Source organism: Stenotrophomonas sp. CFBP8980 (assembly GCF_034046095.1).
Classification (GTDB): domain Bacteria; phylum Pseudomonadota; class Gammaproteobacteria; order Xanthomonadales; family Xanthomonadaceae; genus Stenotrophomonas; species Stenotrophomonas lacuserhaii.
On sequence record NZ_JAXCXF010000001.1, the window covers coordinates 871,923 to 897,862 of the forward strand.

The window sequence follows — 25,940 nt, forward strand, 5'->3', positions numbered from 1 at the left end:
CTAGCGGACTATCGCCCTGCTTGCCAAGTGACCTTCGGCCTGGCGTTGCCACCTTGCGCGGCGGGACGGTGGAAGCGCGCCTGCGCATTTGCGGTAATCTCGGGGGGCGATGACGCCACGCGCTGTCCGCCGTGTGGGTCGCCGCGAGCTGCAATGGCCGCGCGCACCCAGGATGAACCACGTAATCAAGGAATAGATCCAACCATGACCCGTACCACGTTGTTCCGTACTTCTTCTTCGTCGCGCCGTCCCCTCCCTTCGCTGCTCGCTTCGGCCATCGCCGGTTCGTTGCTTGTGGCCGCCGCGATGCCGGCCCTTGCGCAGTCGCCCGATGCGCTGCTTGGCCAGTATCAGCAGCTGCGCAGCGTGCAGGCAGCTGCCGCATCGGTGCCGCAGGGCGCCGTCGCGCCTTCGACCGCAACCACGCTGGCAGCTGCTGCAGAAACCGGCCCGGTGATGGGCACCGCCGGCAACCGCGAAAGCTGGCAGACCGATGAGTTCCAGGTGGATTGGGGCCTGGGCGCGATGAACGCCGATGCCGCCTATGCGCGTGGGCTGACCGGCCAGGGGATCCGCCTGGGGGTGTTCGACAGTGGCACCGGCCTGGCGCACGATGAGTTCGCCGGCAAGAACCACAGCAGCATCCGCATCGCCGACCTGCTGCCTGACGGCACCTCCTGCACCAACGTCAACGCGCTGTGGGGTCCGGATGCCTGCTTCGCCAGCGACGGTGATGTGGTGGCGCTGGAGGCCATCGGCTTCGATTACGGCCTGACCGAGGAAGACATCGCCTTCCTGATCGGTGCCGGTGCGCCGTACGGCCTGACCTTCAACACCCACGGCACGCACGTGTCGGGCACCATCGCCGCCAACCGCGATGGCAGCGGCATGCATGGCGTGGCCTTCGGTGCGGACCTGGCCGCGGCCAAGCTGTTCTTCGACAGCTACGTCGAGTGGTACCTGGGATCGGACAATTATTACCGCCAGGGCTCGGTGTTCCCGCAGGTCGGTCCGAGCGAAGATGCCTTTGCCAGCATGTATTCGCAGATGAACGCCCAGGGCGTGCGCGCGATCAACCACAGCTGGGGCCTGGGCAGCGAGCCGGAGACCGTCGAAGCGTTCGATGAGATCTACAACCACGAAGGCGACCGCGCCTACCTGGATATCTTTGCCGAAGGCTCGCGCCAGGCCGGCATGATCCAGGTGTGGGCAGCCGGCAACTCCGCCGACTACAACCCCAGCCCGGAGCAGGCTCCGCTGGCCGGCGTGTATGCGACGCTGCCACGTGCCTTCGCGGACATCGAGCCGTACTGGCTGGCCGTGGTCAACCTCGACCAGAACCTGCAGCTGAGCGACCTGTCGCACCGCTGCGGGCTGGCGGCGAACTGGTGCCTGGCCGCGCCGGGCAGCGACATCATCTCCACCTCGTATGGTTCGGAGGGGCTGGAAGGCCAGCTCGCCACCGATGACAACCAGAACGTGCTGCTGGACGTGCTGGAACGCGTGCCCAGCTATACCTACGAACAGATGAGCGGCACCTCGATGGCGGCCCCGCACGTCACCGGCGCGCTGGGCCTGCTGTTCGAACGTTTCCCGTACCTGGACAACGCGCAGGTGCGCGACGTGCTGCTGACCACCGCCACCGACCTCGGCGCCGAAGGCGTGGACGATGTGTACGGCTGGGGCCTGGTGAACCTGGAGAAGGCCATCGAAGGCTATGGCCAGCTGCGGGTGGACACCCACGTGGTGATGAACACCGCGGCCGGCGGCCTGAAGGTATGGGAGGGCGATGCGTGGGATGACTGGACCAACGGCATCGGCGGCCCCGGTGCGCTGACCAAGTCCGGCAGCGGCTGGCTGCGCCTGAGCGGTGACAACAGCTTCCATGGCGCCGTGCTGCGCGAAGGCATCCTGGAACTGGACGGCGTCAACGCGCTGACCGATGCGGTGGTGGTGCAGGGCGGCCACCTGCGCTTGAACGGCAGCCTGGTGGACACCGACCTGGATGTGCGCGGCGGCAGCGGGCTGGTCGCTGCGGGTGCACTGCTGGATGGGTCGTCGCTGTCGATCAACGGCGGCGGGGTGGCCTTCAATGGAACGCAGACCGGTGGCTCGACGTTCGTCGGGGCCAGCGGCCTGCTGCAGGGCACCGGTACGCTGGGCGACACACGGGTGGCCGGCATCATCGCGCCGGGTAACTCGATCGGCACGCTGACCATCAATGGTGACTACGTGCAGACCGCCAGCGGCGTCTACCTGGCCGAGCTGTCGCCGGGCGGCAGCAGCGACCTGCTGCGCGTCAGTGGCAGCGCCACGCTGGATGGCACGCTGAAGGCGCTGCCGGAAGCGGGCATCTACTACCTGGGCGAGCAGTTCAACGTCATCCAGGCCGACGGTGGAGTGCAGGGCCGGTTCGCCACCACCGACTTCAGCGCGTTCTCGCCGTTCCTGCAGTTCGGCGTGGGCTATGGCAGCAATGGCATCAACATCGAGGTCACCCGTGGCCAGCTGCTTGCCAGCGCGGCGAGCACCGCCAACCAGCGCGCAGTGGCCGGTTCGGCCGATGCGCTGGCCGTTGACCAGGGCCTGCCGCAGCCGCTGACCCTGCTGTTCCCGCAGCAGGTCGGTGCGGCGTTGGACGGCCTGAGCGGTGAACTGCATGCCGCCACGCCGCTGGCGCTGGTGGAAAGCAGCCGTTACGTGCGCGATGCGGCGTTGAGCCGTGCGGTAGGCGCGCGTTCGCCGCAGGACGACGACAGCCAGGCCACCGGTGCCTGGGTGCAGGCCATCGGCGGCAGCGGAAAGCTGGATGGCGATGCCAACACGGCACGTACCCAGTCCAACACCAGCGGCCTGCTGGTTGGCATCGATCGTGACATCGGCGGCTGGCAGCTCGGCCTGCTGCTGGGCAACGGCCGCACCGACACGAAGCAGGCGCAGGGGCGTTCGGCGAAGGCGCGTATCGACAACACCCACGTGGGCCTGTACGCCGGCCACAGCTGGGGCGCGTTCGGCCTGCGCGGTGGCCTCGGTTACAGCCGCCACGACATCGACAGCAGCCGCCAGGTGGCCTTCGCCGGTTACAGCGACGGGCTGAATGCCAACTACGACGCGAAGACGAAGCAGGCCTTCATCGAAGCCGGTTACCGCTTCGGTGGCACGCAGGGTGGACTGGCGCCTTACCTGCAGCTCGCCCGTGTCGAAGTGGACGTGGACGATGTGCGCGAGCAGGGCGGTGCCGCCGCGCTGCGTGGCCGGGTGGACGACACCGCGACCACCGTGGCCACCGTCGGCGTGCGTTTCGACAAGGGCCTCAAGGCAGCATTCCAGCAGGATGCATGGCTGCACGTTGTCGGCGGGGTGGGCTATCGCCGCGCCTCCGGTGACCGCGACGGGCTGGCGCAGCTGGCCTTCGATGGCGGCAGCAGCTTTGCCGTCAGCGGCGCGCCGATCGCCGACAGCGCGGTGGTGGCAGAGCTGGGCCTGTCGGCCTGGTTGAGCCCGCGCCAGCAGCTGGAACTGGGCTACAACGGCCAGTTCGGCGATGAAAGCCGCGACCATGGGGTCAACGCACGCTGGTCGCTGCGATTCTGATCGCGGTCTGATCCACGCGTGATCGAGGGCGGCCTGCGGGCCGCCCTTTTTGTTTCCGCACCGGCGATGCTCGACTCTGTGCCGCGCCTCTCGCAGAATCGTGCCCTGACGTTCGCGTAGACCGCCCCATGAAGAGCAAGCAGGACATCGTCGACAACTGGTTGCCGCGCTACACCGGCGTGCCATTGGACCAGTTCGGGCAGCACATCCTGCTGACCAATTTCAGCGGCTACCTGCATGCCTTCGCGCAGCTGACCGGCGCACCGGTGGTGGGCCTTGACCGGCCGATGGCCAGCGTCACCGCCGATGGCATCAGCATGATCAACTTCGGCATGGGCAGCCCGAACGCGGCCATCATCATGGATCTTCTTTCCGCGGTGATGCCCAAGGCGGTATTGTTCCTGGGCAAGTGCGGTGGGCTCAAGCGCAAGAACCAGCTGGGCGACCTGGTGCTGCCGATCGCGGCGATCCGCGGTGAAGGCACCTCCAGCGATTACCTGCCGCCGGAAGTGCCGGCATTGCCGGCGTTCGCGCTGCAGCGGGCGGTCAGCACGATGATCCGCGACCTCGGCCACGACTACTGGACCGGCACCGTGTTCACCACCAACCGGCGGGTATGGGAGCACGACGAAGCCTTCAAGGAACGGCTGCGCAGCATGCGCTGCATGGCCATCGACATGGAGACCGCCACGGTGTTCGCGGCGGGCTTCGCCAACCACATCCCGACGGGGGCCTTGCTGCTGGTCTCCGACCAGCCGATGATCCCGGATGGGGTGAAGACCGAAGCGTCCGATGCCAAGGTGAGTTCGCAGTTCGTGGACAACCATATCCAGATCGGCATCGAGGCCTTGAGGCTGATCCGGCGCAACGGCAAATCGGTCCGCCACCTGCGGTTCGACGAATGACTGGCAGTGGGCAGGGCGCCCCGATGCAGCCCGTGGAGCAGGATATGCAGACCGCAGCGCAGGTAGTGGCGTTCTGGACCGAAGCAGGGCCAGCGAAATGGTTCGCGCGAGACGAGGCGTTCGACGCGTGCTTCCGTGCGCTGTTCCTGGAGGAACACCATGCGGCGGCCTCGCGGGCCCGCGAGCACTGGCTGTCCAGCGCCGAAGGGGCACTGGCGCTGATGCTGCTGCTGGACCAGTTCCCACGCAACTGCTTCCGCGGCACCGCCCATTCGTATGCCACCGACGGGCTGGCCCGGCATTACGCGATGCGCGCAGTGGAAGAGGGCCTGGACCTGGAGCTGCTGCCCAAGCTGCGTGCGTTCATCTACCTGCCGTTCGAACACTCTGAAGATCCACAGGACCAGGATCGCTCGGTGGCGATGTTCGACGTGCTGGGCGACAAGCAATACCTGCAGTTCGCCGAGCTGCACCGGGACATCATCCGCCGCTTCGGGCGCTTCCCGCACCGCAATGCGGTGCTGGGGCGGATGACCACGATGGAAGAAATGGATTTCCTCGCAGAGGGCGGCTTCTCGGGCTGATCGCTGGAACGGAAAACGCCGGCATGGGCCGGCGTTTTCCAGATCGTTACTGCACTGCGTGAAATCCGGAATCAGTACTTCGGCACGCCGTTGTCGACCTCGTCGGACCAGGCATCGATGCCGCCGGTCACGTTGTGCACCTTGGTGAAGCCCAGCGCACGGAACTGTTCGGCAGCCTGCGCGCTGCGGCCACCGTGGTGGCACAGGAAAGCCAGCGCGGTGTCCTTCGGCAGGGCTTCCAGCTCGGCACGGCCGTTGCCATCGAAGACCTTGAACGGCACGCCGACGGCGGCGATCGAACGCTCTTCGGACGGACGCACGTCGACCAGCAGCACCGTACCGGCACGCACCAGGTCATCGGCATCGCGCACCGACAGTTCGGTGATGGCCTTGGGTGCGTTCGGGTTGTCGATGGCCAGGCCCTTGCCGCGGATGTCGTCCACCCAGTCGATGGTGATGCCATCGGCGCGACGCGCACTGGCCAGGTCGAACTGCACGCGCAGGCCGTTGGATTCGGCCGCGATCGCGCCGTCATCGAACGGGGCCAGCTGGAAGTTCGGCTGGAAGCGGGCATCGATGCCCAGCTGAAGTGCGGCACCGGGCGAGTCGGCCAGCGCGCCCTTGAGCATTTCCACCGCAGCCGGGGTCACGGTGATGGACGGCGGGTTGCGGTCCGGGGCGGCCAGGCCGAGCACGCTGCTCAGCTCTCCGCTGGAGGCCATCTGCAGGATGATGTCGCTGCCACCGACCAGCTCGCCGTCGATGTACAGCTGCGGGATGGTCGGCCAGTCGCCGTACTGCTTGATGCCTTCGCGGATCTCCTGGTCGGCCAGCACGTTGACGTGGCCGAACTCCACGCCCAGGTCCTGCAGTGCGCCGACGGCCTTGGCCGAGAACCCACACTGCGGCATGGATGGCTGGCCCTTCATGAACAGCACGACGCGGTCGTTGGCGAGGAGGGTTTCGATGCGCGAACGCAGGGCGGGATCGAGGGACATGGCGGTGGAAATCCGGTGATATCGAACCGCTGATTCTACCCCTCGTGGCATCATGGGGCATGACCACGGTAGAAACGCTGCATTGCCCCCCGCGCTGGCCTTGGCGCGCGCTGCTGGGCTTCGCGCTGTCCCAGTTGCTTGCCCTGGCGGTGTGGATCCTTTCCGGCTGGGGCTGGGGACTGGCCCTGCTGCTGGCCAGCCATGCGCTGTTCCTGGTGCCGGTGTTCCTGCCCAACAGCCGCTTCTACACCCCCGTGACCCGCCGCCTGGCCGATGCCGGCGATGCGGTCTGGCTGACCATCGACGACGGCCCGGGAAGGGATACGCCCGCCGTGCTGGACCTGCTTGACCGCTACCAGGCCAGGGCGACCTTCTTCCTGGTGGGCGAACGCGCGCTGGCCTATCCGGAGCTGGTGCGCGAGCTGATCCGACGTGGCCATGACGTGGGCAATCACAGCCACAGCCACCCGCAGGCCCGCTTCTGGCGGCTGGGACCGGTGGCCATGGCCCGCGAGATCGGCCACTGCCAGCAGGCGCTGCAGGCGATCACCGGCCGACCCACGCGCTGGTACCGCTCGGTGGTGGGCATGACCAACCCGTTCGTGGGACCGGTGGTGCAACATCTGGGCCTGACCCGGGTCGGCTGGAGCGCGCGCGGTTTCGATGGGGTGGACTGCACACCGGCGCAGGTGCTGGCGCGGCTGCTGCCGGACCTGCAGCCGGGGGCGATCGTGCTGCTGCACGAAGGCAGTGCACACGGCTACAACCTGCAGATCATCGAAGGGGTGCTGCAGGCGCTGTACGAGCGGAAGCTGCAGGCGCGGTTGCCGCCAGGCCGCTGACGCGGCAGGTCAGCGCGCCACGGGTGGGCGCGTGGCCACCAGCAGCCAGCTGTTGAAGGGAGTGCGCCCGTGTAGTGGGCGCGGCGCTTCGGCGAGCAGGCCGGCCTCGCCGAGCAGCTGTTGCAGCGCGCCGGCGGTTGGATAGTGGCGTGGGCGGGTGCGCATCCAGCCGGACAGCCAGCCCAGCCGGTCGGTCAGGCGCGTGGTGCGGTCGCGGCCATCGCCGGTATCCAATGGACTGCGCAGCACCAGCGTCCCACCCGGTGCCACACGCTGTGCAGCCGCGTGCAGCAGCGCGGCCTGCGCCGACGCGTCCAGGTAGTGCAGCACATCCAGCACCGCCACGTGGCCGCTGTGGGGTGGCAGCGGCTGCTGGATGTCCAGGTGGCGCAGGTCCAGTGCGGGAAGTGCCGCGCGGCGGACCGCACGTGCACCGCGATCGATCTTGCCCGCATCCAGGTCCACGCCGAGATAGGGTTGCATCCGGCTGTGCAGCCGCGCGACGTGGCCCAGCAGGCCCAGCCCACAGCCCAGGTCGAGCACGGGCAGGGCGTCATCCGGAAGCGCCTGCAGCACTCCGTTATAGAGCGGATCACTGCCTAACTTCGCGCGCACGTAGTAGTAGGTGCTGCGATTGCCCCAGCTGCGGTCCGGCAGGAAAGCGCGGGCGATGGCCGTTGCCTCGGCGGTGTCCAGCGAAGATGCCGGCGAACGCGCCGTGGGCCGCGCGCCGGTCACCAGTTCAGGCGGCGGACGCGAGCATGCGCTCGGCCAGCGGCAGGGCCCGCTGCGCCCACAGCGCATACATCCGCGCCGAAGGATGCAGGCCGTCGTCTGCGAGCATCGCCGCTTCCGCGCCGTGCTGGCGCGAGAGATCGGTGATGTCCACGTAGGCGATCCCGAGCGCGTTGCAGATCGCCTGCGCGGCGTGGTTGTAGCCATCCAGCGCGCCGGCAATGGCGGCGTGGTCGCGATCGTGTGCGAACGGGGTAACCCCCCAGTCCGGGATGGACAGCACCAGCACCCTTGCCGGCCTGCCGCCGGCAAACGCCAGCGCACGCTGCAGCAGGGCGCTGAACTGCTGCTGGTAATCTTCCAGTGACCGACCGCGGTACTGGTTGTTGACCCCGATCAGCAGGCTGACGAAGTCGAACGGACCGTCCGGTGCAACCGCATCGATGCCGGCATCCAGCTCATCGGTGGTCCAGCCGGTGGTGGCGATGGTCCGTGGCTCCTGCATCGCGATCCCGCGTCCTCGCAGCAACGCCGCCAGTTGATGCGGCCAGCGACCTTCCGCCGCAACGCCTTCGCCAATCGTGTAGGAGTCGCCCAAGGCCAGCCAGGTGCGTGCCATCGGGGTCAGGCGACGGCCGAGCGACGCGGCTTCAGCGGCACGACCTTGCGGTTGGCTTCGGCGCGGCGTGCCAGTGCGCGGTCGATCCGCGAGAACACCTCGCGCATCACCGCCGCCTCGGGCAACAGGGTGACGCGGAAATGATGTCGGTAGGGCACGTTGAAGCTGGAGCCGGGTACCACCAGCACGCCTTCGTCGTTCATCAGTTCCAACGCGAAATCGTGGTCATCCAGGCCCTTGGCGGCATCGCCGACCACGGCCGGGAAGGCGTACAGGGCACCGGCCGGTGCCACCAGCGAGAGGTGCTCGCTGGCCGCGCAGGCGTCGATCACCGCACGGCGGGTTTCGTACAGGCGGCCACCGGGCGTGCACAGCGGGGTGATCGTATCGGGACCGTTCACGGCCGCATCGATGGCGTACTGGCCGGGCACGTTGGCGCACAGGCGCAGCGCGCTGAGCAGGTCCATCGCGGCGCGGAACTCGCCCAGCCGCTCGGCTTCGCCGGACAGCATCGCCCAGCCCACGCGCCAGCCGCAGGCACGGTGCACCTTGCTCAGGCCGCTGAAGGTGATGCAGGGCTGGTCACCCGCCAGCGGTGCCACCGGCTGGAACACGGCGTCGTCGTACAGAATCTGGTCGTAGATTTCATCGACCATCAGCAGCAGGTTGTGCTTGCGCGCGATGGCGACGATGCGTTCGAGCAGTTCGCGCGAGTAACTGGCACCGCTGGGATTGTTCGGGTTGATCAGCACGATGGCGCGGGTACGCGAGGACACCAGTGCTTCGATCTCGCTCGGGTCCGGCTGGAAGCCATTCTCCGGGGCGCAGCGGTAATACACCGGGCGGCCGTCGTTGAGGATGGTCGCGGCCGACCACAGCGGGTAATCGGGCGAGGGCACCAGCACCTCGTCGCCGGGGTTGAGCAGCGCCCGCAGCGACAGGTCGATCAGCTCGCTGACGCCGTTGCCGATGAACACCCGGTCCGGGTGCGCGTCGGGTGCGCCGCGACGGGCGTAAGCGGCCGCGATGGCCTCGCGCGCTTCCGGCAGGCCCTGCTGGTGGGTGTAGGGATCGGTGCGGCCCATGTCATCGGCGATGGCGCGCTGCAGGTGTTCCGGCGCGCGGAAGCCAAAGTTGCCGGGGTTGCCGATGTTCAGCTTGATCAGCGTGCGGCCCTGGGCCTCCAGTTCCCGCGCTCGCCGCGCCAGCTCTCCTCGGATCTCGTAGCGCACTTCGGAAAGGCGCTCACGGATGGCCAGGGGCTTGGACGTGGGGGTGGACATGGCAGACGGGCCGTCGATGGGCATGGAAGGCCATACTAGCTGAATTGCTGCGGTGCATGGCAAGGGGCTCCGTCGGGCAGCGCCCGCGCCCGCAAGGCGCGCTGCCGGTAGAATGCGGACGATGACCGATACCCCTGATTACCCCGCGCTGCAGACCATTGGCTGGCCTTGGCCCGGCCCGCCCGCCAACGCCGACCAGGCGGACTGGCAGGCCGCGATGGCCACCCATCCACAGGCGCGGCCTGCGCGGGTGATCGAGCAGCACCGCACCCATTACGTGGTCGCCGATGGCCCGGACGCGTCGATCAAGGCGGAATCCCTGCCGGAATGGCAGCGTCCGCGGTTTCCCAGCCATGAGCGCCCCGCAGTGGGCGACTGGGTGCTGCTGGAGGGCGTGCGCATCGTCGCGCTGCTGCCGCGGCGCACGGCGATCAAGCGTGGTGCGGCGGGAGAGCATTACCACCAGCAGGTAATCGCGGCCAACGTCGATACGGTGTTCATCGTCTGCGGCCTGGATGCCGATTTCAATCCGCGGCGGATCGAGCGCTACCTGCTGCTGGTGGGCGGCGGCGGCGCCGAGCCGGTGGTGGTGCTGACCAAGGCCGACCAGACCGAATACACCGAAGACGCGCTGGCGGTGCTGGAAGAATTGAAGGCGCAGGGCATCGCGCTGCGGGCCGTCAACGGGCTGGATCCGGCCAGCGTGGCGACCCTGCATCCGTGGCTGGGCGCGGGGCATACGGTGGTGCTGGTGGGCTCTTCGGGCGCGGGCAAGTCGACCCTGACCAACACCCTGCTCGGCGAGCAGCGGATGAAGACCAACACGGTGCGCTCCAACGATTCGCGCGGCCGCCACACCACCACCCACCGCGCGCTGATGCCGTTGCCGATGGGTGCCTGCCTGATCGACACGCCCGGCATGCGCGAACTGAAGCCGACCGGCGAAGAGACGCTGGCCGAAGGTGGTTTTGCCGATATCGAAGCGCTGGCGGCACAGTGCCGGTTCCGCAATTGCCTGCACCAGCAGGAACCGGGTTGCGCGGTGCGTGCGGCGATCGAAGAAGGCGAGATCGAAGAGACCCGCGTGCTGAACTACTTCAAGCTGAAGGAAGAGGTCGCTGCCGCGGCGGCAAAGCTGGCGGTACGCCAGGCCGAGACGGCGCAGGAACGCCGCACCGCGGCCCGCCGTGGCGCAGGCAAGTCGCCGCGCCGCCGGTAGTGACGGCCGCTGGCCGTCCGCTCCGGGACGATTGACGGCCAGCGGCCGTCACTACCGTATAGTCAGCCCATGGATCCAGGCGCGACGCTAGACCATGAAGTGGCCCACCATGCCGCGCTGGATGCGCGGCTGGTCGAAGCCGTCGGCGGCATCCGGCTGCTGGGGCTGACCAGTTGGCCGGCGGCCCTGCAGTCCCCGTTCCTGGCCAGTGTGGCCAGTGGCCAGCCGCGGCTGCCACAGGTGGATTACCCCAAGCTTGATTTCAGCGATGCGCGGCGTGCGCTGGCCGCGGTGACCGCCGAATGCGATGCCGACCATCCGCTGGGGCGTTATGTGCAGCAGTCCGCACAAAGCTGGGATGTGGCCGCGCAGCTGCTGGAAGGGTTGGGCACCGCCGCGGTGGATGCATGTTCGGTGCAGTTGTTCGGTTCGCCCGAGCAGCCGCTGCCCGGCAAGGGGCCCAGCACGCGCGATGCCGCGCGCCATTTCATCCAGATCGCCGCCGAACTGGACCACGAGCTGCTGGCCCCGGAAGAGCAGGTCCCGGTATCGGCTACCGCGCTGCAGCTGCAGCTGCAGAGCGACCTGGACGCGTTCTTCGAATCGCGCATCATCCAAGTGCAGCTGGATCCGGAACTGGTATCGAAAGCGGCCGCCGGGCCGACCCGCATCCGCCTTCGCACCAGCGCCCGCTTCAGTGCGTACGACCGTGCACAGTTGTTCCACCATGAAGCCCTGGTGCACTCGCTGACGGCGTTGAACGGCCGGGGGCAGCATGTCCTGCCGAGCCTGGCATTGTCATCCCCGCGCGTCACCGCCACCCAGGAAGGCTTGGCCACCTTCGCCGAGCAGATCACCGGCAGCATCGACATCGAGCGGCTGAAGCGCATCAGCCTGCGTACCGAAGCCATTGCGATGGCCCGCGAAGGTGCGGATTTCATCGAGGTGTTCCGCTACTTCTGCGATGCGGGGCAGAACCTCGAAGAGAGCTTCGCTTCGGCCCAGCGCGTGTTCCGCGGCGTTCCGCCCAGCGGCGGCATGGCCTTCACCAAGGACACGGTGTACCTGCGCGGACTGGTGTCGGTGCATACGTTCTTCCGCCACATGCTGGCCGAAGATCGCCTGCAGGTATGCCGGTGGTTGTTCGCCGGCAAGATGACGCTGACCGATGCGATCACCTTCGCGCCGTTGTTCGAGGCGGGGATCCTGCAGCCGCCGCGCTGGCTGCCGCACTGGGTGAGCCGGGCCAATGGGCTGGCGGGGATGTTGGCGTTTTCGCTGTTCGCCAATCGGATACGGATGGATCAGCTGTCACCGGAGTGACTTGGTCGAACGGGTGAGACCCCCTCGTGGCGGGTGGCATTTCAAGCGGTTTGCTGGTTTGGCGACGGGTGGGTGGGGTTGGTCGGGGGACGGCAGAAGCCGCATCCTGCGGGCCTCGTTTCGCGCCATCCATGGCGCTCCACGCCCCCGCCCAACCCCACCCACCCGTCGCCCTGACAGATTCCGGTGGCCGCCCGCCACGTAAAAAAAGAAAGAAAAGCGGTAGCGCCGAAGGTAGCGGGAGGAGCCGCTGCCAACGTCGCGTGCGACGGCCCGCAGGGTGCCGGGCAGGATTCCCGGCATAGCCATGGTCGGCGGCTTTTGCTTTTTGGTCTTGCTTTGGCTTTTGCTCTTCTCCCCCCCCAACCCGGCGGGGCGGCCTACTGTCCGGAGGTGGGGCGAGGGAGCCATGCAGGACCCTTGAGCCCCCGGACGGGGCGAATGGAGCCTACACGGACGTACTTGCGGCGTGTCCTGCATGGTTCCCTCGCCCCGCCTCACGCCATGAAACCAAATGCCCGCCGAAGCTTAAAAATCAACACCCACCGTCATGAACACCTGCCGCGGTGCGCTGGCGTGGATCGCATAACGGGTGCCGATCGGATCGGTCGGTGCGAACGAACTCAGCTGCCCCGCGTACCGCTTGTTGGTCAGGTTGGTGGCGTTGAGCGATACCTTGATATCGCGCAGCCCCATGCCCGGGCCGAAGGAATAGCCCAGCCCCGCATCGAAGGTGGTCACGCCCGGCACCGACTGGTCATTGGTATAGGTGTAATAGCGTTTGCCGGTGTACTTGGCGCGCACGCTGGCGAAGAAGCCGTCGCGGTTCCAGCTCAGCTCGCTGGAGGCCATGCGCTGCGGCGTATCGACGGTGATCTTTCCCGCCACCGGTACGACCGCACCGCCGGAGGTGTAGTCGTCCTCGTAGGTGGTCTTGTTCCAGGACAGCGCGTTGTACCACTGCAGGCCGTCGACCGGCTTGAGGATGAAGGTCAGTTCGGCGCCCTGGCTCTTCACCGAGCCGACGTTGATGAAGCGGGTGATGCATTCCGGCCGTGTTCCGACTTCGATGCTGGTGCAGGGGTTGAGTGACAGCAGGCGGTTGTCGAACATCACGTGGTAGGCCGCCAGCGAGGCCTGGTACTTCTCGCCGAAGCGACGGAAACCGGCTTCGAACGTGCGTGATTCTTCCGGCTCAAGGTCATCCACGCTGGCCGCGAAGGACTCCGGCGAAACCTGCAGCGGGCCGCCACTGCCGCCGCCGACGAAGGCGGCGATGTTCTCTGCATACGAGGCAAACACTTCCTGCCGAGGGCTCAGCTTGAAGCTGATCCCGGCCTGCGGCAGCACCGATTCCCTGGCGGTCAAGGTGCCGGAGGCATAGCTCGATTCAGTGCCTGGTTTTGCGCGGGCGGTCATGCGCGTGTTGGGGCTTTTGATGCCCACGTCCACCGTCATCCGATCATCCATGAAGCGCATGCGGTCCTGCACGTAGAACTGCCGTGTGCGGATATCGAAGTCCTGGTCGAACAGGCGACGATCCGGGTGGTTGAGGTAGGTGTCGTCCAGGAACGGGCCGTCGATGTAGTAGAAGTTGCGTTCTACGTTGTGGTCGTTCTTCTCGTACCAGAGCCCGGCCTCCAGTTCGTGGATACCTACGTTCCACGTCAATGCCGCGGTCAGGCCCTGGCGGTTGATGGTGTAGTTGGTGCTGCGGATCGAGATCGGAATTTCGCGATCGGTGCCCGGATGGGAGGGCTGGCCCGGTGCCCACCAGTGGCCTTGCCCGCGGTTGTCGTGGTGGTAGGCCAGCAGTTTCAGGCCTGCGCTGTCGCCGAGCTTCAGGTCGGCATCCAGCGAATACAGGTTGTCGTCGCGCAGTGCGCGGCTCTGGTAGTACGCATCGTCGATGCTGTTGACGCCGCCGCTGAACGCGCAGCGCGCGGGATCACGCGTGGCGGGGGCGCAGTAGGCTGCGGCGACGGCGCGGTCCCAATCCGGTGCGTAGATGTTCCAGTCATAACCCAGGCCGCGGTCCAGCATGCTCTTGGACAGGTAGGCATAGTTGGCCTGGCTGGCGCGCGAGGTCGCGGCGAACGCGCCGAAACGGTTGTCCCCCACCTGCCACACGGCCTTGGCGTTGAACTGGCGCGTGGTCTGGTTCTGGTACGGCGCGGCCCACATGTCCGCGTCCTGGTGCACGCCGGACACATAGGCGGAGAACCCGTTGATGTCGCCGGTATCCACGCGCAGGTAGCCGCGGCGCTGGTTGTCATCGCCTGCGGTAATGCTGGCACGCCCGCCGAATTCAGTGGAAGGGTCCATCGAGAAGTACTGGATAGCACCACCGAGGTTGCTGGTGGACGCCACGCCCAGCGAACCGATGCCCTGCGACAGCTCGGCACCGGCCAGGTTCTCGGCGATCAAGGCGCGCGCGATGCTCAGGCCATTGTAGTTGCCGTAGCTGTTGTCACCCAGCGGGATGCCGTCCAGCGTATAGCCGAGGCGGCTCTTGTCGAAGCCGCGCAGGCTGATGGTCTGCGATTCCTCGTTGGCACCGAAGGCATCGTTGGATTGCACGGAAACGCCGGGCAGGCGATCGAGGATTTTCTGCCCGCTGGTGCCGGGCGGCAGCACCTGCTTGTCCACGGCGGTGATGCGCTGTACCTGGCGGGTTTCACCTTGGCCGATCACCGACACAGCATCCAGCGTCTGCGCGGTGACGGCGGTATCGGCGTTGGATTCGCCAGCGGCGTGGGCGTTGGCGGCGCAAAGCGCGATTGCCACGGCAATCGTCAGGTCTCGGGTCTGCATGTCGTTCCGTTGCATGAGGGGAATGCCCTGCGGGCTGCAGGTCACCAACCACTATGCGAATCCGAAATGACGGGTTCTTGACGGTAAAGCGCAGAATGCGCGCAACTGGGACGGCGTTCGCTTTATGCCGAAGGACCGCGTGCGCCGGCGCCGAAGGTAGCGCCGAGCCATGCTCGGCGAGCGAAGCGGCAGGGGCAAGGGCGTGACGACCAACGGTCGTCACCCACCCGGTCGTCAGCCACCTGGCCGTCACCTACCCGGCTGCATCACCCCATGTACAGACCGCCGTTGACCGCATGGTCCGCGCCGGTCACGTACGCCGCTTCATCCGATGCCAGCCAGCCGCACAGCGCGGCCACTTCCTCCGGCTTGCCGAGACGACGGATCGGCACCGAGGCGGCCAGTCGGTCCAGCACGTCCGGCGGGAAGCTGCTGATCGACTGGCTGGCGATGTAGCCCGGCGAGATGGTGTTGACCGTGACCCCACGGGCGGCGACCTCCGCAGCCAGGGCGCGGCTGAAACCGTGCATCGCCGCTTTCGCCGTGGCGTAGTTCACCTGGCCGATCTGGCCCTTGTGCGCGCTGACCGAACCAATGTTGATGATGCGTCCCCAGCCGCGCGTGGCCATGCCGTCGACCACCTGCTTGGTGATGTTGAACAGCGAGTTGAGGTTGGACGCCATCACCGCATTCCAGTCATCGGCGCTCATCTGGCGGAACAGCACATCGCGGCTGCCGCCGGAATTGTTGACCAGTACATCGACCTCGCCGACTTCGGCGCGCACCTTGGTGAAGGCAGCGGCGGTGGAGCTCCAATCGGTGGCGTTGCCTTCGGAGGCGATGAAGTCAAAGCCGAGGTCACGCTGCTCGCGCAGCCAGCCGGCCTTGCGCGGGGAGTTCGGCGCGCAGCCGGCCACCACCGTGTGGCCCGAGCGCGCCAGGGTCTGGCAGATCGCAGTGCCGACACTGCCCATGCCACTGGTTACGTATGCGATGCGAAGGGTCATTGGGTTCTCCTGGTCCTTTGGCAGGGCCGCATCAGGCGGCCAGCGGGTACAGCGCGAACAGCAGGCTGCCGGCCATCAGCAGCAGGGAGATCATCACCGCCCATTTCAGGGTGAACTTCTGGTGGTCGGCGAACTCCACCTTGGCCAGCCCGACCAGCAGGTAGGTCGAGGGCACCAGCGGGCTGAGCAGATGCACCGGCTGGCCCGCCAGCGAAGCGCGGGCCATTTCCACCGGCGTGATGCCGTAGTTGCCGGCGGCCTCGGACAGGATCGGCAGAACGCCGAAGTAGAAGGCATCGTTGGACATGAAGAAGGTGAACGGCATCGAGGCCAGTGCGGTGATCACCGCCAGGTACGGGCCCCAGCTTTCCGGGATGATCGCCAGGAAGCTGTGCGACATCGCTTCGACCATGCCGGTGTTGTTGAGGATGCCGGTGAAGATGCCAGCGGCGAAGATCAGCGAGACCACCGACAGCACGTTGCCGGCATGGTTGACCACGCGGCGGCGCTGCTCGGCAAGGTTCGGGTAGTTGATCACCAGCGCAATGGCGAAGCCCACCATGAACAGGATCGGCATCGGCAGCAGGCCCATGATCAGCGCGGCCATCAGCGCAGCGGTCAGGCCGAAGTTGACCCACAGCAGCTTGGGACGCTTGATGTCTTCGGCATCTTCGACGGTGGGCAGCGCATCGCCGTCGTCGGACACGCTTGAATCCATCCACGAGCCGCCCTGCGGCAGGGTGACCACGCCAAGGCGACGGCGCTCCTTCATGCCCAGGTACCACGCCAGCACCAGGATGCCGGCGCATGCGATCACCATGGAGGGAATCAGTGGCACGAACACGTCGGCCGGGTCCACGTGCAACGCGGTGGCCGCACGCGCGGTCGGTCCGCCCCACGGGGTGAGGTTCATGACACCGCCCGCCAGGATGGTCACGCAGGTCATGTTCAAGGCATTCATGCCCAGCCGCCGGTAAAGCGGCAGCATCGCCGAGACGGTGATCATGTACGTTGTCGAGCCATCGCCATCCAGCGAGATCAGCATCGCCAGCACGGCGGTGCCCATGACGATCTTCAGCGGATCGCCCTTGACCACGTTGAGGATGATCCGCACCAGCGGATCGAACAGGCCGGCATCGATCATCACCCCGAAGTACAGGATGGCGAACATCAGCATGACGCCGGTGGGCGCGATCTTCTTGATGCCGTCGAGCATCATTTCATCGATGCCGGCGCCGAAGCCGCCCAGCAGCGCGAAGATGATCGGGATGGTGATCAGGGCGACCAGCGGCGACAGTCGCTTGCTCATGATCAAGTACATGAACGTAATGACCATGCCAAAGCCGAGGATGCTGAGCATCATCTGCGGACTCCTTGCGGATTAGTGCGGAAGGGGAGGGGAGAGCGGGGCATCAGAAATCGAACTGGAGGCGGCCGGTGACCGCGCGCGTGCGATCGACGGTGACGTCGGCCAGGCGGTCGCGGTTGCGGCTTTCGATCAGGTTGAGCATGAAGCGCAGGTTGTCGCGCAGGTACCAGTTGCCAGCAAGTGTCCAGGCCTCGGTGCTGCCGTCGCGCAGGTCCGGCAGGCCGACCAGGTGCTGGTCACCGCGCATCTGGTCGTAGCGCAGCGCCAGTTCGAAAGCGCCGGCCTTGTGCCGGATGTCCTTGATGCGGGCGAAGCGCCCGGTTTTGCGATCGTAGCCGCGCGAATCACCGGTCACGAACCAGCTCAGCATGCCGTAGCCGGCCAGTACCTTGCCGCGCTGCAGGCCATCGTCGAACGTGGCGCCGCTGAACTCGCCCTGCCAGGACCACGGCCCACGCACCTGCGCGTACTCCAGCGACCACTTGTCCACGTCGGTATCGCGTCCTGCGGAGAAATCGACCAGGGTCAGGCGGCTCTCATCGGACAGGTGGCCGGCGGGGCGAGGACGAATGCGCAACCCCGGGGCACCGCTGGCGCCGGGGTTGTCATACAGCTCGCGCGCCGCCGAGATGCCAAGGTGCAGCACGTCGCCGGCAGCGGGACTGGGCGCCCACGTGGCACGTCCACCGGCGGCGCGGCCCTTGACCTGCCAGGCGTCGATGCTTTCCAGGCTGTACAGGCTGGCCGCCCAGGTGAAGTCACCCGGATTGGCCTGCCAGGAAGCTCCCAGTCGGTACAGCGGCGCCAGCGAGGTGCCGGCGTTGCCGCGCTCCAGGAAGCTGCCGTAGTTGGAGCCGGTGCGGTCATCGAGTGAGAAGTACTGCTTGAACTGACCCACGGTGAGCCGGCCGGCATCGCCGAAGCTGCGGCTCAGGTACACATCCTTGGCTTCGACGCGGTCACCGGAAAAGTCGGCTTCCATCTTGTAGTCGACCACGAAGAACTTGCCGGATACGTCAAGCCACGCACGCCGCACCTCGGTGTCATCCTTGTTCGGAGTGCCGCGTCCATCGTTGTCGAAGCTGGCGAAATCCAGGTGCAGGCGCCCGCCGATCTCGGCGGTGACCGGCCGGTCATCGTCGGCGGCAAAGACCGGCGCAGCAGCGAACACGGCACAGGCAGCCATCGCACACGTTCCCACGGCCGACCAACGAACAGAAAGAACTTCCACAAACCCTCCCAGGTGCGCGCCCGGCGCGCGGCCAACGTGGGCACCCGGAACGGATGCGAGGCCGCAGTCTCGACCCAGCAAGCTGTCATTCACCTGTCAGCGGTTTGTGCAGCGCAGCGAAATCCCCGTGATCCGGCCACCGAGCATGGCGATGCCGGGCATCCTGCGGGCCGTTGCACGCGACGTTGGCACCGGCTCCTTCGGCTGCCTTTGGCGCCACCGCTCTTCTTTCTTTCAACGCGGCGGCCGGCCACCGGAACCTGTCAGGGCCGGGCGGCGGGGCTGGGCGGGGGCGTTGAGCGCCACGGATGGCGCGAAACGAGGCCCGCAGGAGCGGCTTTTGCCGTCCCCCGCCCAGTCCCGCCGCCCGGCACACCCACGCTTCAGTTCCAAGGCCACGCCGCGAGGGGGTATCACCCGTTCGCCCCACCCCCCGTGCGTTAGCATCTCCACTCCCCCGTACCCGACAACCGCATGCGCCTGCTGCTGGTCGAAGACAACCCGGACCTCGCCGATGCCATCATCCGCCGCATGCGCCGCAACGGCCACGCCGTGGACTGGCAGTCCGATGGGCTGGCCGCCGCCAGCGTCCTGCGCTACCAGCGCTTCGACCTGGTGGTGCTGGACATCGGCCTGCCCAAGCTGGACGGCCTGCGCGTGCTGGCTGGCATGCGCGAGCGCGGTGACAGCACCCCGGTACTGATGCTCACCGCTCGTGACGGCATCGAAGACCGCGTGCAGGCGCTGGACGTGGGCGCCGATGACTATCTGGGCAAGCCATTTGATTTCCGAGAATTCGAAGCACGCTGCCGCGTGCTGCTGCGCCGCGCGCGCGGCCAGGCCAGCGAACTGGTGCAGATCGGTGGGTTCCAGTTCGACAACGCCGCACACCGCGTCAGCCTGGACGGCGAACTGATCGAACTGCCCAACCGCGAATTCCGCCTGCTGGAGATATTGGTCGGCCGGCTGGGACAGGTGGTCGGCAAGGACGAAATCGGCAATGGGCTGTTCGGTTTCGACGACGAAGCCGGGCCGAATGCCATCGAACTGTACGTCGGCCGGTTGCGCCGCAAGCTGGCTGCCGCGCCGCTGCGCATCGTCACCGTGCGCGGCGTGGGCTACATGCTGGAAGCGGTGGACGCGACCGACGGGGGTAGTGATGCGCGGGCATGAGCGGCAGCGGCCGTCATCGCTGCGGCGGACCCTGACCCTGTACCTGGGCGCGCTGCTGGCGGTGTTCGCCGTGGCCTTGTTGTTCGCCGCACGGGATTACGGCCAACGCGCCGCGAACCGTTCCTACGACCACCTTCTGGTGTCCTCGGCGCTGTCCATCGCCGATTCGGTGGCGCTGGTCGACGGGCAGTGGCAGGTGGACCTGCCGTATGCCGCGTTGGACCTGCTGGCGATGGCACCGGAGGACCGCGTGTTCTACCGCGTGGCGGACAGCCGCGGCACGCTGATCACCGGCTATGGGGACCTGCCGTCCGCGCCGCGCAGTGCGAAGCCATCCGGCGACGCCCCGGCTTTGTTCGATGCATCCTACAGCGGGGAAACCGTGCGTTTCGTGGTCGTGGCGCGCAACCTGTCATCGCCCTCGGCGCAGGGCGAGGTACAGGTGCAGGTCGGGCAGACCCGGCGTGCGCGCGAAGCGCTCGCGCAGGAGATGGTGAACCGCGCGCTGCTGGCCATCACCGTGCTGTCTTTGTTGTCGCTGGCGCTGGTCGGTGTCGGCGTACACCGTGCCTTCCGTCCGCTGGTGCGGGTGGAACGCGAGCTGTCGCGGCGAGAACCATCGGACCTGCGTCCGCTGGACGCGCACGTGCCTCGCGAGATGGACCAGATGGTCGCCGCGCTCAACCGCTTCATGGGCCGGCTGTCGACCAGCAACGAAACCCTGCGTTCGTTCATGGCCGAGGCCGCGCACCAGATGCGCACGCCGCTGGCGGCGCTGCGCGCGCAGGCGCAGCTGGCGCTGGATGACGAAGAGCCCGAGGACATGCGGCGCAGCCTGCTGGCGATCGAACGCAACGCCAGCCACATGAGCCGGCTGCTCAACCAGCTGCTCAGCGACGCCAGCGTGATCCATCGCGCCAACCTGCAGCGCTATGCACCGGTCGACCTTGCCGAAGCGGTCCACCAGGCGCTGCACGAGGCCGTGCCGCAGGTCGAGCCGATCCCACGCGTGCACCTTGCAATGAGCACCGGGCCGGTGTGGGTGCAGGGCGACGCGCTGCTGCTGCGCGAAGCGATCAAGAACCTGATCGACAACGCCATCAAGTACAGCGCGGCGGCCCCGTTGCAGGTGGCATTGACCATTGATGGCGACAAGGCCGTGCTGACCGTCGCCGACCACGGTCCGGGCATCGCCCCGGGCGATGCCGAACGGGTCTTCGAGCGCTTCGCGCGTGGCGAAGGTGCCGCTGCCGGCGGGGCCGGGCTGGGGCTTGCCATCGTCAAGCGCGTGGTGGATGCGCACGGCGGGCGGATCGATCTTTCCAACCGTCGCGAAGGGGGCCTGGTGGCCACCATCGTGCTGCCCCGGAGTCTTGCATGATCCGACTGTCTGCCCTTTTCGCCCTGCTGCTGTCCATGCAGGACGCCGCTGCCGCACCCGGCGACGTGCAGCGTTTCGCTGCCACCGGCCCGGCCAACGCGCACCTGCGCATCCATGGCTCGACCGACATCGAAGTATTCGCCGTGGTGATCGCCGACTACCAGCGCCTGCATCCAGGAACGGAAGTGGTGTACGAAGACATCATCACCCAGGACCTGCATGCGCGCTTCCTTCGCCAACGGAAGGCATCCGCCTCGGCCGATCTGCTGATTTCCAGTGGCATGGACCTGCAGGCCAAGCTGGTCAACGACGGGCATGCATTGGCGCACCGCTCGCCACAGACCGAGGCGCTGCCGGCGTGGGCGCAGTGGCGCAGCGAGGCCTTCGGCATCAGCTACGAGCCGGTGGCGATGGTCTACAACACCCGCACGCTGCCTGCCGCGCGCGTGCCGCGGACGCGGCGACAACTGCTGGACCTGTTGCGCGCGCCGGATGCGCCGCTGCGTGGGCGGGTCGGCACCTATGACATCAACCGCAGCAGCGTGGGCTACCTGCTGGCCACGCAGGATGCGCAGCGCGGCAGCATGGCCGGCGCGCTGCTGGGTGCGCTCGGCGACAACCAGGTGCTGCTGGAAGAGCGTACCGGCGTGCTGCTGGACAAGGTCAGCAGCGGCGAGCTGTCGCTGGTCTACAACGTGCTCGGCTCCTACGCGCAGGCGCGCATCGATGACGGCGAGCCGCTGGGCATCGTCGAACCGCAGGATTACACCCTGGTGATGCTGCGTACCGCGCTGATTCCGCGCAACGCGCGCAACAGTGCCGAGGCACGGCGCTTCCTGGACTATCTGCTGTCCCCGCGCGGCCAGCAGGTGCTGTCCCGCGAAGCCCGGCTGATGCCCATCGTGCGGGGGGGCGCGGGCCGCAACGGCAGCCCGGAGCGCAACCTGCGGCCGATCCAGCTCGGGCCTGGATTGCTGGTCTACCTCGATGCATTGAAGCGGCGGCAATTCCTGGACGCATGGAACAGCAGCATGCGTCCGGCGCGCCAGCCGGCATCGATGCAAGGGCAGCGTGGCCCGGCAGCCGCAGCCGACTGAAGTCGGCTCTACAATGCGCGCATGAGCGAACTGAACCTGCTGGTTGCCGACGACCATCCCCTGCTGCGCGCTGCCGTGGTCCATTCGCTGCGACAGGGCCTGCCGCAGGTCAACGTGCGCGAAGTCGCCAGCGCCGAAGCGCTGGAGCAGGCGCTGGACCAGCACCCCGACGTGGACCTGGTGCTCCTGGACCTGACCATGCCCGGCGCGCACGGGTTCTCAGCGCTGCTGCATGTGCGTGGCGCGCATCCGGACATCCCGGTGGTGATCCTTTCTTCCAATGACCACCCGCGCGTCATCCGCCGTGCGCAGCAGTTCGGCGCCGCCGGGTTCATTCCCAAATCGGTGCCGCCGGAGACCATCGGCGAGGCGGTCGCGGCCGTGCTTGATGGGGGGCTGTGGTTCCCTGCGATGGCGGCCGAGCGATCCGACGCCGATGCACTGCTGGCCAGCCGGCTTGCGCAGCTCACGCCGCAGCAGTTCCGGGTGCTGCTGTGCCTGGCCGATGGCCTGTTGAACAAGCAGATCGCCTACACGCTGGGCCTGGCCGAGAACACGGTGAAGGTGCATGTCACCGCCATCCTGAAGAAGCTGGAATGCCACAGCCGCACGCAGGCCGCGGTGCTGGTGAAGGCGCTGGAGCCGGAGGGAGATGCCGGGCTGGTGTAGGGCGGGGTAGCGGCGCGCTGCGCCGCTGCGCTCGCCGACCATGGGTCGGCGCTACCGCTACGGCCGGCGTCACCCGCGGTGGCGCAGCACCCGATGCCTGACGCTCTGGTAGCGCCGAGCCATGCCCGGCGGAAGCGTGGCCGCGCGCTGCGCCGCTGCGCTCGCCGACCATGGGTCGGCGCTACCGCTACGGCCGGCGCTACCCGCGGTGGCGCAGCACCCGGTGCCTGGCGCCCTGGTAGCGCCGAGCCATGCTCGGCGGAAGCGTGGCCGCGCGCTGGGCCGCTGCGCTCGCCGCCCACGGGTCGGCGCTACCGCTACGGCCGGCGTCACCCGCGGTGGCGCAGCACCCGATGCCTGACGCCCTGGTAGCGCCGAGCGATGCTCGGCGGAAGCGTGGCCGCTATGACCGGTGCTACCCGCGGTGGCGCAGCAGCAACTGGGTCATCAGGGCACGCAGCGCGGGCGGACGTACCGGTTTTGCCAGGAAGCCCCAGCCGTTGTCAGCCGCCATCGCCCTTAGCGCGTCATCGCGTTCGGCAGTGACCAGCACCACCGGCGGCCGCGCCTGCCAGCGTTCGCACAGCGCCTCATACAGCGTCGGCCCATGGAAATCGCCCATGCGCACGTCCAGCAGCAACAGCTCCGGTGCCTGCCCGGCGTGGGCAGCATCCAGCGCGGCCTGGGGGCCTTCGGACTGTTCGACATCGCAGCCCCATTTTTCCAGCAGGGCACGCGTGGCGGCGCTGACATGCGCGTCGTCATCGATGGCCCATACCCGGCGTCCACGCAGTGGACTGTCTGCCGTGGTCTCCACCACCACCGGCGCGTGGACTGTCATCGAAGCCAGCACCTCGTCCGCCCGGCCCAGTGGCACGGCCACTTCGAACATCGTGCCGCTGCCCAGCACCGAGCGAAGCCGGATCGGATGCCCCAGCAGGCGCCCGATGCGTTCGACGATCGCCAGGCCCAGTCCGGTGCCGCGTTCCTGGCCATCATGCAGGCGGCGGAATTCTTCGAAGATTTCCTTGTGCAGGCTTTCCGGGATGCCCGGGCCCTGGTCATGGACCTGGATCCACAGGCGGCTGCCTTCGCGGCGGCAGCCCAGCAGCACGCGGCCACGCTGGGTGTAGCGCAGCGCATTGGACAGGAAATTCTGCAGGATGCGCCGCAGCAGGGCCTCGTCGCTGACCACCACCGCGGCGGTAGGCACCCAGCGCAGCTGCAGTCCACGGCCTTCGGCGGCGATGCCGAACTCGCGGGCCAGCGTCTCCAGCAGCGGGTTCAGCGCGAAAGCCCGCACCCGTGTCTGCAGGCTGCCCGATTCCAGCCGGGAAATGTCCAGCAGGCTGACCAGGATCGCATCCTGCGCCGACAACGCCGCTTCGATGTGGTCGGCGGTCTGCTGCTGTTCGCCATCGGCCAGCTTGCCGCGCAATACCGACACGAACATACGCGCGGCATTCAGCGGCTGCAGCAGGTCATGCACGGCCGAGGCGACGAAGCGGGTTTTGTAGCGGTTGGCCTGCTCGGCCTCGCGCCGCGCCTCATCGAGGTCGTGGGTGCGCTCGGCCACGCGGTGTTCCAGCGCGTCGGCCAGCGAGCGAAGCTCGCGCGCGGCGTTCTTGTAGCTGGTGATATCGGCATAGCTGGTGACGAAGCCGCCGTCGGGCAGCGGATTGCCGCGGATTTCCAGCACCGTGCCGTCGTCTTTCTCGCTTTCGCGCATGTGCGGGCGGCCGCTGCGCAGGTGGTTGAGGCGGCGTTCGATGGCTTCGTCGATGGGCCCTGGCCCGAGCAGGCCGCGACGCGCATTGAAGCGGAAAATCTCCTCGATCGGCCGTCCTACCTGCACCAGTCCCGGCGGAAAGCGGAACAGCTCCAGGTAGCGCGAATTCCAGGCGACCAGCTGCTGCTGGCTGTCGATGATCACCACGCCCTGCGGCAGGTGTTCCAGGCTGCGGCTCAGCCCGCGGTCGGCATCCTGGGCGGCCTGCAGCAGGCCATCCTGCGCGCTGCGTAGTTCCTGGGCATGCTGCTTGAGCAGGATTTCCAGTTCGCGCCGGCTGCGCTGGCGATGCGCCGAAAGGCGCCGTCGCTGCTGCACGAACAGCACCAGGAAACCCAGCGCCAACCATGCCGTGCCGCCGCCGATGGCCGCACTGCGCGCCACCGCGCCGGCCGCGCCGGCATCGTGCAGCAGGTGCAGGTGCCAGTTTTCTTCGGGCAGGTCGATGGTCTGCCACAGCAGCGGGCGGGGCATTGCCGGATCGGCCATGCGCACGATCCGGCCACCGTCATCCAGCACCCGCTCGGTGCGCGCGCGCAGCGGCTGCAGCGAGCGGTCTGCATACTGGCGGCTGGCCAGCATCTCGCTGCGCTCTTCCCTGCCCAGTGTCCGCAGCAGGCGGTAACGCCAGGGATCCTGGTTGGACAGGAACACCACGTCGTGGTTGTCGCTGGCCAGCACGATGTCCGGGCTGGCCACCCATTCCTGTTCCAGCGCGGACAGTTCGATCTTGATCACCACCACGCCCAGACGGGTGCCGTCGGCAGCGTCGATGGCGTGGGACAGGAAATAACCGGGCACGCCGGTGGTCATGCCGATGCCGTAGAAACGGCCGTGGCCGGCCGCCATCGCCTGCAGGTAATACGGCCGGTAGCTGTAGTCTTCGCCGACGTTGCTGGAGGGCTGGTCCCAGTTGCTGGCCGCCACCGCCACGCCATCGCGCCCGACCAGGGTCAGGGTGGACGCACGGGTCACCTGGTTGGCTTGGGACAGCTTCAGGTTCAATCGCTGGCGGTCGGCCGGATCGGGCGCGCTGCGCAGCGCGGCAAGCAGGTCCGGATCCAGTGCCATCACCTGCGGCAGGGTGCCGAAACGGTCGATCCGCTGCTGCAGCCCCTGTCCGTAGAGCTGCAACTGGCGCCGCACCTGCGCGCTTTCACCGGCCAAGGCGCGCTGGCCGGCGAAATGCCCGGCTGATACCGCGCACAGTGCGGTCCCGCCGATCATCACCAGCAGGGTCATGGCGAGCTTGCGGTAGCGGCCGAGCCGGTACATGCGGAGAGTCTACGGGCAGAGCGGGTCGATGAC

The 25,940-nt window shown here is 67.6% G+C and carries 19 protein-coding genes; 10 read left to right on the top strand and 9 right to left on the bottom strand.

The window, feature by feature from the left end:
• Window positions 1-204: 204 nt before the first annotated feature.
• The 3 genes from SOM47_RS03850 (at window position 205) to SOM47_RS03860 (ending at window position 5,083) form a co-directional block, all read left to right on the top strand.
• Complete coding sequence (locus tag SOM47_RS03850) at window positions 205-3,594, top strand: autotransporter domain-containing protein (RefSeq protein WP_320504813.1); 3,390 nt, start codon at window positions 205-207, stop codon at window positions 3,592-3,594.
• Window positions 3,595-3,722: 128 nt separating this feature from the next.
• Window positions 3,723-4,499 carry an AMP nucleosidase gene (locus SOM47_RS03855; protein ID WP_320504814.1) on the top strand — a complete coding sequence of 259 codons (777 nt, stop codon included), beginning with the start codon at window positions 3,723-3,725 and terminating at the stop codon, window positions 4,497-4,499.
• A gap of 44 nt (window positions 4,500-4,543) precedes the next feature.
• Window positions 4,544-5,083: a DUF924 family protein gene (locus SOM47_RS03860; protein ID WP_320504815.1), complete on the top strand. Its 540-nt coding sequence runs from the start codon at window positions 4,544-4,546 to the stop codon at window positions 5,081-5,083.
• Between the two features lie 71 nt (window positions 5,084-5,154).
• Here SOM47_RS03860 and grxD read toward each other — a convergent pair whose 3' ends face one another.
• Window positions 5,155-6,081 carry a Grx4 family monothiol glutaredoxin gene (gene grxD, locus SOM47_RS03865; RefSeq protein ID WP_320504816.1) on the bottom strand — a complete coding sequence of 309 codons (927 nt, stop codon included), beginning with the start codon at window positions 6,079-6,081 and terminating at the stop codon, window positions 5,155-5,157.
• Window positions 6,082-6,140: 59 nt separating this feature from the next.
• Here grxD and SOM47_RS03870 point away from each other — a divergent pair, with 59 nt between their 5' ends.
• The gene (locus tag SOM47_RS03870; RefSeq protein ID WP_320504817.1) at window positions 6,141-6,923 is read left to right on the top strand and encodes a polysaccharide deacetylase family protein; all 783 of its coding nucleotides are present in this window, start codon (window positions 6,141-6,143) and stop codon (window positions 6,921-6,923) included.
• 9 nt (window positions 6,924-6,932) lie between these two features.
• On the opposite strand, the gene SOM47_RS03875 is transcribed toward SOM47_RS03870, so the two are convergent.
• The 3 genes from SOM47_RS03875 to SOM47_RS03885 are packed head-to-tail and all read right to left on the bottom strand — an operon-like array spanning window position 6,933 to window position 9,560.
• Window positions 6,933-7,661, bottom strand: coding sequence for a methyltransferase (locus SOM47_RS03875; RefSeq protein ID WP_320504818.1), 729 nt, complete (start codon window positions 7,659-7,661; stop codon window positions 6,933-6,935).
• 4 nt (window positions 7,662-7,665) lie between these two features.
• Window positions 7,666-8,277 (bottom strand): SGNH/GDSL hydrolase family protein, encoded by a 612-nt coding sequence (locus SOM47_RS03880; protein WP_320504819.1) that lies wholly within the window; start codon window positions 8,275-8,277, stop codon window positions 7,666-7,668.
• Between the two features lie 5 nt (window positions 8,278-8,282).
• Window positions 8,283-9,560, bottom strand: coding sequence for a pyridoxal phosphate-dependent aminotransferase (locus tag SOM47_RS03885; protein ID WP_320504820.1), 1,278 nt, complete (start codon window positions 9,558-9,560; stop codon window positions 8,283-8,285).
• Window positions 9,561-9,681: 121 nt separating this feature from the next.
• On the opposite strand from SOM47_RS03885, the gene rsgA reads away from it, so the two are divergent.
• On the top strand, window positions 9,682-10,779 hold the full coding sequence (gene rsgA / locus SOM47_RS03890; protein WP_320504821.1) for a ribosome small subunit-dependent GTPase A: 1,098 nt from the start codon (window positions 9,682-9,684) through the stop codon (window positions 10,777-10,779).
• A gap of 69 nt (window positions 10,780-10,848) precedes the next feature.
• Window positions 10,849-12,102: a flavohemoglobin expression-modulating QEGLA motif protein gene (locus SOM47_RS03895; protein WP_192082925.1), complete on the top strand. Its 1,254-nt coding sequence runs from the start codon at window positions 10,849-10,851 to the stop codon at window positions 12,100-12,102.
• 528 nt (window positions 12,103-12,630) lie between these two features.
• On the opposite strand, the gene SOM47_RS03900 is transcribed toward SOM47_RS03895, so the two are convergent.
• From SOM47_RS03900 to SOM47_RS03915, 4 genes are all read right to left on the bottom strand, one after another.
• Window positions 12,631-14,916 carry a TonB-dependent receptor gene (locus SOM47_RS03900; protein WP_320504822.1) on the bottom strand — a complete coding sequence of 762 codons (2,286 nt, stop codon included), beginning with the start codon at window positions 14,914-14,916 and terminating at the stop codon, window positions 12,631-12,633.
• A 266-nt stretch (window positions 14,917-15,182) separates the two neighbouring features.
• Entirely contained in the window at window positions 15,183-15,923 is a 741-nt protein-coding gene (phbB, locus tag SOM47_RS03905) for an acetoacetyl-CoA reductase (protein ID WP_320504823.1), read from the bottom strand.
• Window positions 15,924-15,954: 31 nt separating this feature from the next.
• Entirely contained in the window at window positions 15,955-17,283 is a 1,329-nt protein-coding gene (locus SOM47_RS03910) for a CitMHS family transporter (protein ID WP_042615178.1), read from the bottom strand.
• Window positions 17,284-17,335: 52 nt separating this feature from the next.
• Window positions 17,336-18,478, bottom strand: coding sequence for an OprO/OprP family phosphate-selective porin (locus tag SOM47_RS03915; RefSeq protein WP_320504824.1), 1,143 nt, complete (start codon window positions 18,476-18,478; stop codon window positions 17,336-17,338).
• Window positions 18,479-18,997: 519 nt separating this feature from the next.
• Between SOM47_RS03915 and SOM47_RS03920 the strand changes: the two genes are divergently transcribed.
• Genes SOM47_RS03920 through SOM47_RS03935 form a run of 4 tightly spaced genes read left to right on the top strand, consistent with a single transcriptional unit; the run spans window position 18,998 to window position 22,843 of the window.
• Complete coding sequence (locus SOM47_RS03920; RefSeq protein ID WP_320504825.1) at window positions 18,998-19,696, top strand: response regulator; 699 nt, start codon at window positions 18,998-19,000, stop codon at window positions 19,694-19,696.
• Entirely contained in the window at window positions 19,683-21,077 is a 1,395-nt protein-coding gene (locus SOM47_RS03925; protein WP_320504826.1) for a sensor histidine kinase N-terminal domain-containing protein, read from the top strand. The genes SOM47_RS03920 and SOM47_RS03925 overlap by 14 nt, the downstream gene beginning before the upstream one ends.
• On the top strand, window positions 21,074-22,174 hold the full coding sequence (locus tag SOM47_RS03930; RefSeq protein ID WP_320504827.1) for an ABC transporter substrate-binding protein: 1,101 nt from the start codon (window positions 21,074-21,076) through the stop codon (window positions 22,172-22,174). The genes SOM47_RS03925 and SOM47_RS03930 overlap by 4 nt, the downstream gene beginning before the upstream one ends.
• A 21-nt stretch (window positions 22,175-22,195) precedes the next feature.
• Window positions 22,196-22,843, top strand: coding sequence for a response regulator (locus tag SOM47_RS03935; protein WP_042614680.1), 648 nt, complete (start codon window positions 22,196-22,198; stop codon window positions 22,841-22,843).
• A gap of 415 nt (window positions 22,844-23,258) precedes the next feature.
• Here SOM47_RS03935 and SOM47_RS03940 read toward each other — a convergent pair whose 3' ends face one another.
• On the bottom strand, window positions 23,259-25,907 hold the full coding sequence (locus tag SOM47_RS03940) for a hybrid sensor histidine kinase/response regulator (protein WP_320504828.1): 2,649 nt from the start codon (window positions 25,905-25,907) through the stop codon (window positions 23,259-23,261).
• Window positions 25,908-25,940 lie beyond the last annotated feature (33 nt).